Below are 15,875 nucleotides of genomic sequence, written 5' to 3' on the forward strand. Positions count from 1 at the left end.
GGGGTTTCCGGGATGACCGACCACGTGCCCGTGCTGATCGCCGGCGCGGGACCCAGCGGCCTGGCGCTCGCCGTCGAACTCGCCCGCCGCGGGATCGGCTGCCGCGTCGTGGACCGGGCCGCCGGGCCGTTCGCCGGTTCGCGTGCCAAGGGCCTGCAACCACGCACCCTGGAGGTGCTGGAGGACCTCGGCGTGCTCGACGCCGTGCTGGCGGGCGGCGCGCCGTTCCCGGCGTTCCGCATGTACTCCGGGCGGGACGTGCTGTGGGAACGCGACCTGGGCGAGGTGCTGGGCACCGCGCTGCCCCGGCGCGGCCCGGACGTGCCGTACCCGCTGCCGTGGCTGATCCCGCAGTGGCGCACCGACGCGATCCTGGCCGACCGGCTGGCGGAACTCGGCGGTCGGGTCGAGCGGTCCACCGAGCTGGTCGGGTTCGACCAGGACGACGACGGCGTCACCGCGACGCTGCGTCACGACGGCCGGGACGAGCGGGTCCGCGCCGACTACCTCGTCGGCGCGGACGGTGGCCGCAGCTTCGTGCGCAAGCACGCGGGCGTCGGGTTCGCGGGCACCACCTACGAGAGCGAGCGGACGCTGATCGGCGACGTGCGGGCCGAGGGGGTCGAGGGCTTCTTCTGCCACATGTTCACCGGTGGCGACCTGGCGAAGCGGTTCTCGCTGTGGAACCTGCCCGCCGACGACCACTACCAGTTCGTGGCCGCGGTCGACCCGGGCGACGAGCCGGAGCCGACGCTCGCGACGGTGCGGCGGATGCTGGTCGAGCGGTCCGGGCGCACCGACATCCGGCTGCATGACCTGCGGTGGATCTCCCTGTACCGGATCAACGTCCGCATGGCCGAGCGGTTCCGGGTCGGGCGGGTGTTCCTGGTGGGTGATGCCGCGCACGTGCACTCGTCGGCCGGTGGCCAGGGGCTCAACACCAGCGTGCAGGACTCGTACAACCTGGGCTGGAAGCTCGCCGCCGTGCTCGGCGGCGCGCCTGCGGGGTTGCTGGACAGCTACCACGACGAGCGCTTCCCGGTGGCGGCCGAAGTGCTCGACGTGAGCACCGCCTTGCACCGCAACGGTTTCCGGGCGACCACCGCACCCGTGGGCACGGCGCCCGCCATCCACCAGCTGGACATCACCTACCGCGGCAGCGCGCTCGCCGTGGACGATCGCGTGGCGCCCGGGCGCGTGCGGGCCGGCGACCGCGCGCCCGACGCGCCGCTGCGGACCGGTGGGCGCCTCTTCGAGGTGTTCCGGGGTCCGCGGTGGACGTTGCTGGCGTTCGGCGGCGCGCCGACCCCCGACTTCGGTCCCGGGGTCGCGGTCCACCCGGTTGCCGTCGACGACGACCCGGCGCGGGTCTACGACGTGACCGGGGGTACCAACGTCCTGGTCCGGCCCGACGGCTACATCGGTCTCATCACCCCGGACGTCGGGCGTGTTCGGGAGTACCTGCGCGGTGTGCGCTAGGACGCCCGTGCGGTATCGGCCGAGGCGAGCTTGAGCGCGATGCCCGCCCGGCTGGTCAGCTCCAGCTTGCGCAGCACGCGGCTGATGTGGTCCTCCACCGTGCGGGGGCTCAGGAACAGCTCGGTGGCGATCTGCTTGGTGCCCAGTCCACGCACCACCAGCTCGGCCACCTGGCGTTCGCGGCGGGACAGGCCGCGTGGTGCGGGTTGGCGGCCCGCGAGTCCGCGTTGCGCGCTGGTGGCCTCGCGGAGCAGGGCGTGCGCGCCGGCCGCGTGGAACAGCTCGCGGGCCCGGCCGATGTCGCGGGTGGCGCCGTCGAAGTCGCCCGCCCGACCCGCGGCCACCGCGGCGGCCAGGAGGGCGCGGCCCTGGTGCAGGGGCATGGACGCGGTGGCGAACGCCGTCGCCGCCGACGTCGCGTCGGCCGCGGCGCGGCTGTGGTCGCCGCGCTCCAGCGCGCAGGCGGAGCTTCGCAGCAGTGCCGCGGCCAGCCGACCGCGCAAGCCGGTGCGCGTGGCCTCCCGGACGGCTTCGGCCGCGTGGGCCTCCGCGCCCGGCGCGGTGGCGGGGCGCGGGTCCAGGTCGAGCGCGGCTTCCGCCAGGTGCTCGTCCACCAGGCGGGACCACCAGCGCACGGCGGGGCGCGGTGATTCGTCCAGGGCGTGCCAGGAAGCGACGGCGTCGGCGCGGTCCCCGGTGAGCAGCCGAACCCGGGACCGCACCGCGCGTGCCAGCGGCAGCAGGTCGCGGCGGCCGGTGTCGCGGGCGGTGTCCTCCGCTTCGGCCGCCGCGGCGGCGGCCGCGTCGAGCCGGCCGAGCTTGCACAGCACGTGGGCGTGCACGGTGTGCAGGTGTGGTAGCGCCCTGGTGTGCCCGGACTCGCGGGCGACGTGCAGCGCGCGCTCGACGCGAACGGCCGCCCGCCGGTCGTCGTCCAGGAAGTGCCCGCTCCAGTGCAGGGCGGTGGTCGGTTCGAGCACGTCGCGGAGTGCTTCGTCGCCGAGGAGGTCGAAGCCGTCGACGGCGGTGCGGTGACCGGCACGGGCCTCGGCGACCCGGCCGAGGAAGAGGAGGGCGAGGGCACGCAGGGCGTGTGCGGCGACGCTGTGGGCGGTGCCTCGCACCGCGGGGGCGCGGGCGGGGCCGGGCGCGGGAGCGGCGGCGAAGGTGCCCGCCACCGCGGCGAGGGCGGAGCCAGCGGCGGGAGCTGAGCCGGGAGTGGTGCCGAGGAGTCGCTCCGCGCATTCCACCGCGCCCCGCGGGTCGTCGTCCGCCAGGCGGAGCGCGGTCAGTTCCAGCCGCAGTTCCGGGTCCGCGGTGTGCGCCTCGACCTCCTCCAGGATCGCCCGCGCCCGTCTCGGCCGGCCGAGGTCCTGCTCGCACCGGGCCAGCGGGGTGAGGGTGCGGGGATCGCCCGGCGGCAGCCAGGCGGACAGCTCGACCAGCCGCTCCCGGGCCTGCGCGGGTCGGCCCGCCACCACGAGCGCCCGCACGTGCAGCAACGCCGCCTCGACGTGCTCCGGCGTGCCACGCAGCCGCTCCGGCAGGTCGCGCAACGCCACGCCGAGCCAACGGGCGCTCGTCACCGGGCACGTGTCCGCGACGGCCTTCGCCGCACCGACCAGCTCGCGCACCGCCCGGAGGTCGTGGTGCCGGTGTGACTTCTCCAGGTGGTAGGCCCTCGCGCGCAGCGGGGCGTCGCGAGCACGCAGGTGGCGAACCGCGCGGTGGTGCGCGCCGAACTCCCGCGACTCCGGGGCGAGGCGGTGCGCGGCGGCGTGCACGAGGGGGTGCCGGAACCGCAGGCCCGCGTCGTCGGACACCAGGACGTCGTGCCGCACCAAGCTCTCCAGCAGGTCGGTCACCTCGGTCTCGGACCGGTCGCTGAGCACGCGCACCAGGTCCACGTCCACTGTGGTCCCGCAATGGGCGGCGGCGCGGACCACGGCGCGTTCCGCCGCCGGCAGCCCCGCCAACTCGGCCAGGATGGGGCGCTCCTCGACGGCCAGCGGCCGGTCCACGCCCTCGCCGGGGCCACGCGCGGGCCAGGTGTGCGGTGGCAGCTCGGCCAACGCCAGCAGGTAACGCGGGATGCCCGCACCCGCCGCCGCGATCCGGCCGCGCAGCACCGGACCGACCTCCGGCAGCAGTTCGGCCACCTCGTCGTCGGTCAACGGTGGCACCGACACGTGCCGCGCCGCCGGACCGGCCACCAGCACGGCGTGCACCAGCTCGGTCGGGCAGCGCCCGGCACGCGCGGACAGCAGCAACCGCAACCGGCCCGGCCGGTCGCGCACCACGTCGGCGAGCAGCCGCCGGGTCGGCGCGTCCGCCAGGTGCACGTCGTCCACGACCAGCAACCCGCCCTCGTCCGCCGACCGCTCGACCTCCGCCGCGGTGACCACCGCCGCCCACCGCACGGGTCCCGCGCCGCGTGCGGCGACCTCGGCCAGCAGCCTGGTGCGCCCCGCACCCGGCGGCCCGGACACCAGCACCACCCACGCGGGTTCCCCGGCGAGGCAGTCCCCGACCTGGGCGGCCCTGCCCACGAATCCCCGACCGACCACGGCCCACCCTCCCGCACCGATACCGTGTTTTCCCGGATGCTCGCCGCCACCCGAACCTGGTTGATTGACCTCCGCACAGCACCCGGGGGAATGGCCTGCGGCCGGGGCCAGGTTACTGGCGAAAATGTCCCGCAGCCAGCCGTTGACGGCACGCACGGATGTGCTCCGTTCAGCCCAGATAATCAACGAATACAACGAGGGGGACCGGTGCACACGGTCGGCACCACCCGGTTGGGTGGCCGGATACACCGAGGAAACGCCTGTTCAGCGCCTTGTCGGCGGTTACGGGAACAGCCGGCCGCCGCACCCGCCGGTGCGCGCCGGGCGATCGGCGAAGCCGCCCGCGGTATTTGGTTTCCCTATCGGGACACCCGATCCGTCCGTTTTGCGGAAAGCCACCGGGAAGTGGTTCCGATGACCTCCCGGCGACTACGCCCTAAACCGCCGGGCACAATAATCCCGACGCGACCCGGAACGCGTTCGAGCGGACGGGCCCGGTGAGCGCCGCCCGGCACGTCGTGGTGGTGGGCGCCGGCCTGGCGGGCACCCTCACCGCCGTGCACCTGGCCCGGCTGGGGCACCGCGTCGACGTCTACGAACGGCTGCCCGACCCCCGCGTGACCGCTCGCGCGGGTGGCCGGTCGATCAACCTCGGGCTGTCCCAGCGCGGTGTCGCGGCCCTGGCCGAGGTCGGCGTGCTGGCCGACGTGCTGCGCGCGGCGACGCCCATGCGCGGCCGAGTCGTGCACCAGCCCGGCGGGCGGCTGGCGTTCCAGCCCTACGGCACGGCGGCGGACCAGGTGCTGCGGTCGGTGCTGCGCGAGGACCTGGGCGACGTGCTGCTGACCGAGGCGCGGTCGCACCCCTCCGTGGCGGTCCACTTCGGCACCCGGCTGACCGCGCTGGACCGCGGCGGCCACGACCGGCGGCCGGTGTGCGCGTTCACCGACGAGCACGGCGCGGAACTGGTGGTCGAGCCGGACCTCGTGGTGGGCGCCGACGGCGCGTTCTCGGCGACCCGCGCGCACCTCGTGCGCGGCCTGCCCGCCGACGTGCACCAGAAGGCACTCCCCTGGGGCTACAAGGAGTTCGCCATCCCGGCGGGACGTCCCGGCGACCTGCGCCGCACGCCCGACGCGCTGCACGTGTGGCCCGGCCACGACGGGCTGGTGGTGGCGCACCCCAACATCAACGGCTCGCTCACCGCGACCGCGTTCCTGCCGCTGACCGGTCCCGGCAGCCTCGCGGAGCTGACCACCGAGGCCGCCGTCCGCGAGCTGTTCGACACCCGGTTCCCCGACGTGCGGACCCTGGTGCCGGACGTGGTCGAGCAGTTCCTCGCCCACCCGGCGGGCCACCTGGTGACGGTGCGGGTCTCACCGTGGCAGCACGAGGGCCGGGTGGTGCTGGTCGGTGACGCCGCGCACGCGGTGTACCCGTTCTACGGGCAGGGCATGAACTCCGCGCTGGAGGACTGCGCGTTGCTGCGCGACTGCCTGACCGGTCCGGACTGGGCGGCGGGGCTGCGGGAGTTCGAGCGGCGGCGCAAACCGCACACCGACGTGCTCGCCGACCTGTCCGAGGCGAACTTCGACGAGCTGCGCACCAGGGTGGCGTCACCGCTGTTCCTGGCGCGCAAGAAGGCGGACCTGCTGCTGAGCCGGGTGTTCCCCGGCCGGTGGGTGCCGCTCTACACGATGATCTCGCACACCGACACCCCGTACGCGGACGCGTTGCGCCGCGCGCGGCGGCAGCAGGCCGCCCTCGGGTGGACGGGTGCGGCGACCGCGCTGGCCGCGGTCGTGACGGGGCTGGCCGCGGCACGGCGCGCCCGCCGAGAGGGAGGCCGAGGCCGATGCTGACCCATCCCGACGATCCCCGCCGCGTGCTGGTGGAGCGGGGCGACCTCGACCCGCTGGCGCTGCCGGCGGAGCTGCGCGGGTACGAGATCCACCTGCGGGCCACGTTCGACTGGGGCCGGGGCTACCTGACCAACCCGCACCCGGACCTGGGCCGCGCGGGCAGCGTGTGCCCGTTCGCGTCGGCTTCGTTGACGCGCGAGCGGTTCTTCCTGGCGGTGCAGCCGGGTGTGCCGGCCGACGTGCGGGAGCCGGCCGAGACGCTGCGGTTCTACCGGGACTGGTTCCTCGAACTCGCGCCGCGCGACCAGCCGTCGGCGCAGATCACCACGATCCTCGTGCTGTTCCCGGACATACCGGCGGACGCGGTCGAGTCCCTTGTGGACGGTGTGCAGGCGTTGCTCAAGCCGGAGTACGTGCGGATGGGGTTGATGATCGGCGAGTTCCACAACGGACCACCGGCCAAGAGCGGCCTGTGGAACCGCGATTTCCGGCCGCTGCGCAGCCCGGTGCCGATGCTGGCGATGCGGCACATGGTGCCGACCGACTACCCGTTCCTGCGCGAGGACCCCGAGCAGGCGCGGGTGTACCTGGAGCTGTTCGGCGACCAGGTGCCCGCGCAGCTGCGCGACCAGGTGGAGCGGGAACGGGCGGTGGGCACGCCGTGACCGCCGTGTTCCCCTGCTCCCCCGGCCAGGAGCGGCTGTGGTTCCTCGACCGGCTCGAACCGGGCTCCCCCGCCTACAACGTGCCCGCCGCGCTGCGGTTGACCGGCCCGGTGGACGTCGCGCGGCTGCGCTCGGCGTTCGAGGTGGTGGTGCGCCGCCACGCCGCGCTGCGCACCGTGTTCCGGGCGGACGACGGCGTGCCCGTCCAGGTGGTGCGGGACGAACCGGTGTTCGCGTTCGCCGCCCGGCCGGTGGTGGCCGACGTCCTGGCCGAGGTCGAGGCGGAGATCCGCGCGCCGTTCGACCTGGCGGAGGGGCCGCTGCTGCGCGTGCTGCTGCTGCGCGAGGCCGCCGAGTCCCACGTGCTGGTGGTGACCGTGCACCACGCCGTGTCCGACGGCTGGTCGATGTCGGTTCTGCTGGACGAGTTGGGCCTCGCCTACGGCGGTGACGACCTGCCCGAGCTGCCGGTGCAGTACGCGGATTTCGTGGCGTGGCAACGGGAGTACCTGGCCGGGCCCGAGGGCGGCGAGCTGCTGGCGGAGGTCGTGACGGCGTTGCGGGGCGCGCCCGAGCTGATCACCCTGCCCACCGACCGGCCACGACCCCCGGTGGCCGCCGCGGCGGGCGGGCTGCACGAGTTCGACCTGCCCGCCGAGCTGACCGCGGCGGTCCGGGCGCTGGGCGACGAGGTCGGCGCGACCGTCCACATGACGGTCCTGGCCGCGTACCAGGCGCTGCTGAGCCGCTACAGCGGGCAGGACGACGTGGTGGTGGGCACCGTCGTCGGCCAGCGGTCCCGGGTGGACACCGAGCGGTTGATCGGGTTCTTCGTCAACACCGTCCCGGTGCGGGTCGGGCTCGACGACGACCCCGCGTTCACCGGGCTGCTGGAACGCGTCGTCGACGCGCTGGTCGACGCGCTCGGCGCGGCGGACGTGCCGTTCGAGCGGGTGGTGGCGGCGCTCCGCCCCGAGCGCAGCCTGGCGCACTCGCCCGTCTACCAGGTGGGTTTCAACGGGCACGGCGCGGGCGGCGAACCGCCCCGGCTGGCCGGGCTCCGGGTCGCGGAGTTCGACGGCGCGCACACCGGCACCACCAAGCTCGACCTCATGCTGGGCGTGCGCGAGGAACGGGGCGTGCTGCGCGCCTACCTGGAGTACCGCACGGACCTGTTCGACGCGGCGACGGTCGCCGGTTTCGCCGCGAACCTGGTCGCCTTCCTGACCGCGGTGGCGGCCGAGCCCGGCCTGCGGGTCGGCGAGGTGCCGCTGCCCGCGCCGGAGCCGGTCGACCCGGTGGCGGAACTGCCCGCCGTGGTCACCGCGGCCGAGCTGGTCCGCGACTCCGACCGGCTCGCCGTGGACGGCACGACCTACCGCGACCTGAACGCCAGGGCGAACCGGCTGGCGCACGCGTTGCGCGTGGCGGGCGTCGGACCGGACGTGCCGGTGGGGCTGTGCGTGCGGCGGTCGGTGGAGACCGTCGTCGCGGTGCTGGCGGTGTGGCGGGCGGGCGGCGCGTACGTGCCGATCGACCCCGAGTGGCCCGCCGAGCGGCGGGCGCACGTCGTGGCCGACGCCGGGGTGCGCGTGGCCGTGGTGGACCGCGAGCACCCGGTGCCCGGCGTGGTCGCGGTGGACGTGGACGCCGACCACCCGGGACCGGGCACGCCACCCGAGGTGGACCTGGCGCCGGACCACCTGGCGTACGTCATCTACACGTCCGGCTCCACCGGGGAGCCGAAGGGCGTGGCGGTGCCGCACCGCGGTGTGGTGAACGTGCTGTGCGGTTTCGCCGACCGCCTCGGGGTGACCGAGGACGACGTGTGGGCCGCCATCACGGCGGTGTCGTTCGACATGTCGGTGCGCGAGCTGCTGATCCCGTTGATCCGCGGCGCGCGGGTGGCCGTGGTGCCCACCGGGGACCTGGCCGAACCGGCGGCGTTGTCCGCGCGGCTCGCGGCGGTGGGTGCCACCGTCGCGCAGGCCACGCCGACCCGTTGGCGGATGCTGCTGGCCTCGGGCGGGGTGCCCGCGACCGTGCGCGAGCGGCTGTGCGGCGGCGAGGCCCTGGACCGCGAGCTGGTCCGGGCGTTGTCGACGGACGGCGCGCGGGTGTGGAACGTCTACGGCCCCACCGAGGGCACGATGATCGTCTCGGCGCACGCCGTGCCGCCCGGCGGGGGACGGCCGCTGCTCGGGCCCGCGTTGCCCAACACGCGGCTGCGGGTGCTGGACCGCGCGCTGCGCCCGGTGCCACCCGGTGTGGTGGGTCAGGTGCACATCGGCGGCCCCGGCGTGACGCGTGGTTACGCGGGCCGGCCCGCGTTGACGGCCGCCGCGTTCGTGCCCGAGGAGGGCGGCGGCCGGCTCTACGCCACCGGCGACCTGGCGCGGTGGCGGTCGGACGGGCGGCTGGAGTTCCTGGGCCGCGTCGACCACCAGGTCAAGGTGCGCGGCCTGCGGGTCGAGCCGGACGAGGTGGCGGCGGCGTTGCGCGGCGCGCCCGGCGTGGCCGACGCCGCGGTGGTGGCGTGGCCGGTGCGTGCCGACGACGTGCGGCTGGTGGCCTACGTGGTCGGGCCGCCGGAGCGGGAGTGGCCCCGGCTGCGCGAGCACCTGGCGACGCGGCTGCCCTCCTCGATGGTGCCGGAGGTCGCGGTGTTCCTCGCGGCGCTGCCGCTGACCCGGACCGGCAAGGTGGACCGCCGTGCGCTGCCCGAACCGGCGGCGGACGCCGGGCGGGCCGCGGTCCGGGTCGCGCCGCGCGACGAGGTGGAACGCGCGTTGGCCGGGTTGTGGGCCGATGTGCTCGGGGTGACCGACGTCGGCGTGCACGACGACTTCTTCGCCCTCGGCGGGCACTCGCTGTTGGCCGCGCGGCTGGTGGCCAGGGTGCGTGAGCGCTTCTCCGTCGAGCTGCCGCTGCGCACCCTGTTCGACGCGCGCACGGTCGCCCGCTTCGCCGAGGCGCTGCGCGCGCGGGGCTTCGGCGGTGCGTCGGCGGCGGTGGCGGTGCCCCGGCGGGACGGCGACGGCGCGGTGCCGCTGCTGCCCGCCCAGCGGCAGCTGTGGTTCCTGGACCGGCTCGGCGCGCGGGACGGCGTCTACACCATCTCCCAGTCGTGGCGGCTGACCGGCGTGCTGGACGTCGACCGGTTCCGCGCCGCGCTCGGCGTGGTCGTGGACCGGCACGAGGCGCTGCGGGCCGGTTTCCCCGACGTGGACGGCGAACCCGTGCAGGTCATCGCCGAACCGGGGGTCGTGCCCGAGGTGGCGGTGGTCGACCTGCGGCACCTCGACCGGGTGCGCCTGCGTGCCGACGCCGCGGTGGCCGCCGAGCTGCGCCGCCCCTTCGACCTGACCAGGCCGCCGTTGCTGCGCGCGCTCGTGGTCCGCACCGCCGACACCGAGTCGCTGCTCGTGCTGACGTTGCACCACATGGTGGCCGACGCGGCGTCGGTGGGCGTGCTGCTGCGCGAGCTGAACCAGGTCTACCGCGGCGAGGACCTGCCGGAACCGCCCGTGCAGTACGGGGATTACGCGGTGTGGCACGCCGCGCAGCCGTTGGAGGCGGGCGAGCGCTACTGGCGCGACCGGCTCGGCGACGCGCCCGCGTTGCTGGAGCTGCCCACCGACCGGCCCCGGCCGCCCGCCGAGTCGTTCCGGGGCGGCGGGTTCTCCTTCCACCTGCCGCGCGAGCGCGCCGACGAGGTGGCCGCGTTCTGCCGGGCGCGTGGTGTCACCGTGAACACGGTGCTGCTCACCGCGTTCACGCTGCTGCTGGCCCGCTACTCGGGGCAGGACGACATCGTGGTCGGCACCCCGATGCGTGACGAGTCGGTGCCGGGCGTGGAGCGCTGCGTCGGCATGTACGCCAACACGGTGGCCGTGCGCACGCGGCTCGACGGCGACCCGACCGCCGCCGGGGTGCTGGACCGGGTGCAGGACGCGTGCGTCGGCGCGCTGGAGCACCAGCGCTACCCGTGGGAACTGGTGGCGCGGGCGCTGCGACCGGCGCGGGACCTGAGCCACAACCCGGTGTTCCAGGTGATGTTCGTGCTCAACCACGCGGGCGGCGGCTTGGACCTGCCGGGCGTGGCGGCGCGGTGGCTGGACGCTCCGGTGACCACCGCCCGGTTCGACCTGACCCTGGCCCTGGCGACCGCGCCCGACGGCATCGAGGGGCGGCTGGACTACGCCACCGACCTGTTCGACGAGGCGACCGCGGCACGGCTGGCCGCGCACTACGACCGGCTGCTGGGCGCGTTGCTGGCCGACGCGGACCGGCCCGCCGCCGAGCTGTCGCCGCTGACCGCGGCCGACCTGCGGTGGCTGCACGACGGCGGCCACGCGACACCGGCCGCCCCGCTCACCGACGGCACGCCCGTGCACCGGTCGATCGCCGCGCAGGCGGAGCGGACGCCGGACGCGCCCGCGATCGGCGACCTGTCCTACCGCGAGCTGGTGCGCGCGGCCAACGGCGTGGCACGCGTGCTGCGCGAGCGCGGCGTGCGCCGCGGTGACGTCGTCGCGCTCGGCCTGCCGCTGGGCGCGGACGCCGCGGTGGGGCTGCTCGGCGTGCTGGTCGCGGGCGCGGCCTACCTGCCGCTCGACCCCGGTCACCCGCCCGCCCGGCTGGCGGCGCTGCTGGCCGACGCGCGGCCCGTCGCCGTGGTGACCTCGCGCGCGCACGCCGCCGCGTTCGAGCCGGACGCGTTGCTGGTGGACGACATCACGCCCGCCGACACCGCGCCCGAGGTGGCCGTGGGTCCGGACGACATCGCCTACGTCATCTACACATCGGGCTCGACCGGGTCGGCCAAGGCCGTCGCCGTGCGGCACGGCCCCGTCGCCGAGCTGGCCGAGTCGTTCCGCCGGGAGCACGGTTTCGGGCCGGGCGAGCGGGTGCTGGTGATCCCGCCGCTGACGTTCGACGCGGCGGTGGGCGACATCTTCCCCGCCCTGGTCTCCGGCGCCGCGCTGCTGCCGTGGGCCGACGCGGCGGCGTTGACCGGGCCGGGCCTGGTGGAGCTGTGCGGCGAGCGCGGCGTGACGATGGTGGACGCCCCGTCCGCGTTGTGGCAGAAGTGGACCGCCGAGCTGGCCGCCGAAGGCGCCCGCGTCACCGGTCCGCTGCGGCTGGTGATGGTCGGCGGTGAAGGCGTCCCGGTCGCCGCCGTCCGCACGTGGGCCGAGCTGACCGACGGCCGGGTGCCGCTGCACAACCACTACGGGCCCACCGAGGCCACGGTCTGCACCACGACCTACCGCACGGTGGACGGCGCGGAGCTGGGCGAGCGCACGCACCTGCCCATCGGGCGGCCACTGCCGCACGCCAGGGCGTACGTCGTGGACGCGGCGCTGCGGCCGGTGCCCACCGGTGTGCCGGGCGAGCTGTGCCTGGGCGGCGACGCGCCGGCTCGCGGCTACCTGGGCCGACCGGGCACGACCGCCGCCCACTTCGTGCCCGACCCGTTCGCGTCGACACCCGGCGCGCGGATGTACCGCACCGGCGACCTGGTGCGCCGCCGCGCGGACGGCGAGCTGGAGTTCCTGGGCCGGGTGGACCGGCAGCTCAAGCTGCACGGCCACCGCATCGAACCCGCCGAGGTGGAGGCCGCGTGCCGCCGCTGCGCCGGGGTGCGGGACGCGTTGGTCGTCGCCCGCGGTGGCCGGCTGGTGGGTTACCTGGTCGGCGACGCCGAGCCCGCGGCGGTGCGCGGCGCGCTGCGGTCGGCGCTGCCCAACTACCTCGTGCCGGACGCGTTCGTCGTGGTCGACGCGCTGCCGCTGACCGCGAACGGCAAGGTCGACCACACCGCCCTGCCCGAACCGGCCGAACGGGCGGCCGACGCCGTGCACACGCCGCCGGAGCCGGGCACCGAGGAGGACGTGGCCGCGATCTGGTCGGCAGTGCTCGACCGGGAACGGATCGGCCGGGACGACGACTTCTTCGCCCTGGGCGGCCACTCCCTGCTGGCGGGGACGGTGACGGCGCGGGTGCGTGCGAAGTTCGGCGTCGACCTGCCGGTGCGGGTGTTGTTCGAGGCGACCACGCTGACCTCGTTCGCGGCGGCGGTCGAGCTGCGGTTCGACCCGGCCCACGTCGAGGACGGCGACGCGCCGGACCTGGGCGCGGAGGCGGCGCTGCCCGCCGACGTCCGCTTCTCGGCGACACCCGCCGAGGTCGCGGCGGCGGTGGACCGGGCGGTGCGCGCGCGGACCGCGTTCCTGGTGGGCGCGACCGGTTTCATCGGCGGGCACCTGCTCGCGGACCTGCTGACGCACTCGCCCGACGTGGTGGTGCGCTGCCTGGTCCGCTCGGGCGGGTTGGACCGGATCGCGGCGAACCTGCGTTCGCACGGGTTGTGGCGTGACGAGTTCGCCGACCGCGTCGTGCCGGTCGCGGGCGACCTGTCGACCGAGCGGTTCGGGTTGTCGGAGGAAGGTTTCGCGGCCCTGGCCGACGGGCTCGACGTCATCTTCCACTGCGGCGGCGAGGCGAACTTCGTGCGCCCGTACGCCCACCTGCGGCCCGGCAACGTGCTCGGCACGACCGACGTGCTGCGCCTCGCGTGCCTGCGCGGCGTGGTGCCGACGCACATCGTGTCGACGTTGGGCGCCTACCCGCTGGACCGGCCCGTGGTCGTGACCGAGCGCGACGCGCCCGACGACCCGACCGGCCTGGCCCGGGGATACGAGCGCAGCAAGTGGGTGGCCGACCGGCTGGCCCGCGCCGCCCGCGCGGCGGGGCTGCCGGTGACCGTGCACCGCCCGGCCCGCGTCACCGGCGACAGCCGGACCGGGATCGGCCCGGTGGGCGACCGGTTCGCCAACATGCTGCGTGCCGTGGTGGTGCTCGGGTCCGCGCCGCTGGAGGACTTCGCCGACGAGGAGGACATGGCGCCGGTGGACTACGTCGCCGCCGCCATCGGCACGTTGTCCCGCACACCCGCCGGGTACGGCGCGGACTTCCACTTCTACAACCCGCGCACCATCCGGTTCGGCGAGGTCGTGGACGTGCTGCGGGACTTCGGCTACCCGGTGCGCGCCGTGCCGTTCGCCGAGTGGCACGCGGAGCTGTCCGAGGCGGTGGCCCGCGCGGGCGACCCGGCGCTGAGCGCCATCGCCGCCGTGGTCACGCCGGACACCACGCCCCGCCGCACGGTCTTCGACTGCTCGCACACCGAAGCGACCGTCGGCCGGCCGTGCCCGCCCGCCGACGCCGCGCTGCTGCGCAAGTACCTGACCCACTACGTGCGCACCGGACACCTGCCCGCACCGCAGCCCATGGAGGGCCGATGAACACCACGATGGGCATCCGCGGGTTCGCCCTGCTGTGGTCCGCGCAACTCGTCTCGATCGTCGGGTCGGCGCTGACCGGTTTCGTGCTCGGCGTGTGGACCTACGAGCGCAGCGGCTCGGCCACGCAGTTCGCGTTGATCATGTTGTCCGGCGCGGTGCCCGCCGTGTTGATCGCGCCGTTCGCGGGTGCGATCACCGACCGGTTCCACCGCCGCCGCGTGCTGGTCGCGGCCGACCTCATCGCCATCGCCACCGTCGGCGTGCTGGCCGTGCTGATCGGCGGCGACCAGCTCCAGGTCTGGCACATCTACGTCGCCACCGCGCTCACCGCGATGTGCGGCACGGTGCACCAGGTGACCTTCGCGGCGATGATCCCGCTGCTGGTGCCCAAGCAGCACCTCGGTCGTGCCAACGGCCTGTCGCAGGTGGTGTTCAGCGCCCAGATCGCCGCGCCGGTCGCCGCGGGCGCGCTGCTGACCTTCGCCGGGCTGCACGGCGTGATCCTGGTCGACCTGGTCACGTTCACCGCGTCACTCCTGGTCGTGCTGCTGGTGCCGCTGCCCGCCGCCGCCGTGCGGGCCGCCGCGCCGGAGCCGGGCGGGCCGTCGATCTGGCGGCAGGCGCCCGCGGGCTGGGCCGAGCTGCGCCGCCGACCCGGCCTGACCGGGTTGCTCGCGGTGCTGGCGGGTTTCTACTTCTGCTTCGGCCTGGCGGGCACCTTGATCCGCCCGCTCGTGCTGTCCTTCGCCAGTCCGGCGGAGCTGGGTTTCCAGGTGTTCGCGGGTGGCGCGGGGTTGTTCGCGGGCAGCCTGGTGATGGGCGCGTGGGGCGGGCCGAAGCGGAAGGTGCGCGGCATCGCCCTGTTCATGGCCTTCGGCGGGATCGGGATGGCCGCGCACGCCATCGCGCCGTCGCTGGCGCTGGTGATCGCCGTCGGCCCGTTCTTCCTGTTCACCCTGCCGGTGATCACGGGCACCGCGCAGACGCTGCTCCAGACCAAGTCGGACCCGGCGAACCTCGGCAAGGTGCTGGCCACCTCCCGCGCCGTGTCCCAGGCGGCCGGACCGCTGGCCTACGTCACCGCCGGACCGCTGGCCGACGGCGTGTTCGAACCGCTGATGCGGGCGGACGGCGCGTTGGCCGGGTCGGTCGGCGCGGTGATCGGCACCGGTCCCGGCCGGGGGATGGCGTTGATGTTCGTCCTGGCGGGCGCGTTGCTGGTGGTGCTCGGCGTGGTGGCGGCCCGGCCGGGGCTGCGCCGGGTGGAGGACCTGCCGGACCTGGTGGTGGACGAGCAGGACGCCGAGGAGGACCCCGCTGCGAAGGACCCCGCCGAGAAGGATCCGGTGGCCGCGGCCCCGGGCGGAGAGGAGAAGGGCGAGTGACGACCACGGAGACGGCCGTCCACGTGCGGGTGGTGGCCCCCGACCCGTTCCTGCGGTCCGGGCTCGAAGCGGCGCTAGCGGCGGCGCCGGGCCTGGCCCTCGCGCCCGGTGGGGTTACCGTCCTGGCGTCCGACGACATCGACGAGGACGCCCTGCACGCCATCGCGTCGGCGGACGGCGCGGTCGTGCTGGTGACCCGGGAGCGCGACGCCGCGGCGGCCGTGCGCGCGCTGGGCGCCGGCGCGTGCGCGATCCTGCACCGCGACCAGGCGGGCCCGGACACGCTGGTCGCCGCGGTCCGCGCCGCCGCGACCGGGCACGGCACGCTGCCGCCCGCCCTGCTCGGCGACCTGGTCCGGATGCGCGCGCCGGCACCCGCGCTCGACGCGCGGGAGAAGGCCGTGCTCCGGATGGTGGCCGACGGCCACGAGACCGCCGAGATCGCCACGGCCCTGGCGTACTCGTCGCGCACGGTCAGCGCGATCGTGCACGACATCACCCACCGGCTGCGCTTGAAGAACCGGGCTCACGCGGTGGCCTACGCGTTGCGCCAAGGGCTCATCTGACCCGAGCGGGCTCCCCGGAAGTCAGGGGGCCGGAAACTTTC

At 75.5% G+C, this 15,875-nt stretch carries 7 protein-coding genes; 6 read left to right on the top strand and 1 reads right to left on the bottom strand.

What is annotated here, in order from left to right; translation table 11 throughout:
• Positions 1–12 precede the first annotated feature (12 nt).
• Positions 13–1,479, top strand: a complete 1,467-nt coding sequence (locus KZQ38_RS16455) for an FAD-dependent monooxygenase (protein WP_219442908.1) — start codon at positions 13–15, stop codon at positions 1,477–1,479.
• On the opposite strand, the gene KZQ38_RS37110 is transcribed toward KZQ38_RS16455, so the two are convergent.
• Complete coding sequence (locus tag KZQ38_RS37110; RefSeq protein ID WP_219442909.1) at positions 1,476–4,046, bottom strand: helix-turn-helix transcriptional regulator; 2,571 nt, start codon at positions 4,044–4,046, stop codon at positions 1,476–1,478. The two genes, KZQ38_RS16455 and KZQ38_RS37110, sit on opposite strands and share 4 nt — an antisense overlap.
• A 497-nt stretch (positions 4,047–4,543) precedes the next feature.
• On the opposite strand from KZQ38_RS37110, the gene KZQ38_RS16465 reads away from it, so the two are divergent.
• The 5 genes from KZQ38_RS16465 to KZQ38_RS37115 are packed head-to-tail and all read left to right on the top strand — an operon-like array spanning position 4,544 to position 15,834.
• Positions 4,544–5,908, top strand: coding sequence for an FAD-dependent oxidoreductase (locus tag KZQ38_RS16465; RefSeq protein WP_219442910.1), 1,365 nt, complete (start codon positions 4,544–4,546; stop codon positions 5,906–5,908).
• Positions 5,902–6,573: a DUF6875 domain-containing protein gene (locus KZQ38_RS16470; protein WP_219442911.1), complete on the top strand. Its 672-nt coding sequence runs from the start codon at positions 5,902–5,904 to the stop codon at positions 6,571–6,573. Before KZQ38_RS16465 ends, KZQ38_RS16470 begins: the two co-directional genes overlap by 7 nt.
• Positions 6,570–13,883 (top strand): non-ribosomal peptide synthetase, encoded by a 7,314-nt coding sequence (locus KZQ38_RS16475; RefSeq protein WP_219442912.1) that lies wholly within the window; start codon positions 6,570–6,572, stop codon positions 13,881–13,883. The genes KZQ38_RS16470 and KZQ38_RS16475 overlap by 4 nt, the downstream gene beginning before the upstream one ends.
• On the top strand, positions 13,880–15,268 hold the full coding sequence (locus KZQ38_RS16480; RefSeq protein WP_257901440.1) for an MFS transporter: 1,389 nt from the start codon (positions 13,880–13,882) through the stop codon (positions 15,266–15,268). The genes KZQ38_RS16475 and KZQ38_RS16480 overlap by 4 nt, the downstream gene beginning before the upstream one ends.
• A complete protein-coding gene (locus KZQ38_RS37115; protein WP_219442913.1) occupies positions 15,265–15,834 on the top strand; it encodes a helix-turn-helix transcriptional regulator in 570 nt (189 codons plus the stop codon). Before KZQ38_RS16480 ends, KZQ38_RS37115 begins: the two co-directional genes overlap by 4 nt.
• The last annotated feature ends 41 nt before the right edge of the window (positions 15,835–15,875 follow it).

The organism is Saccharothrix obliqua (assembly GCF_019375475.1).
Classification (GTDB): Bacteria; Actinomycetota; Actinomycetes; order Mycobacteriales; family Pseudonocardiaceae; genus Actinosynnema; species Actinosynnema obliqua.

Bases quoted from the DNA above. Each gene is read 5' to 3' on its own strand.
- KZQ38_RS16455 (WP_219442908.1), top strand. From the start codon at position 13: ATGACCGACCACGTGCCCGTGCTGATCGCCGGCGCGGGACCCAGCGGC.
- KZQ38_RS16470 (WP_219442911.1), top strand. From the start codon at position 5,902: ATGCTGACCCATCCCGACGATCCCCGCCGCGTGCTGGTGGAGCGGGGC.
- KZQ38_RS16480 (WP_257901440.1), top strand. From the start codon at position 13,880: ATGAACACCACGATGGGCATCCGCGGGTTCGCCCTGCTGTGGTCCGCG.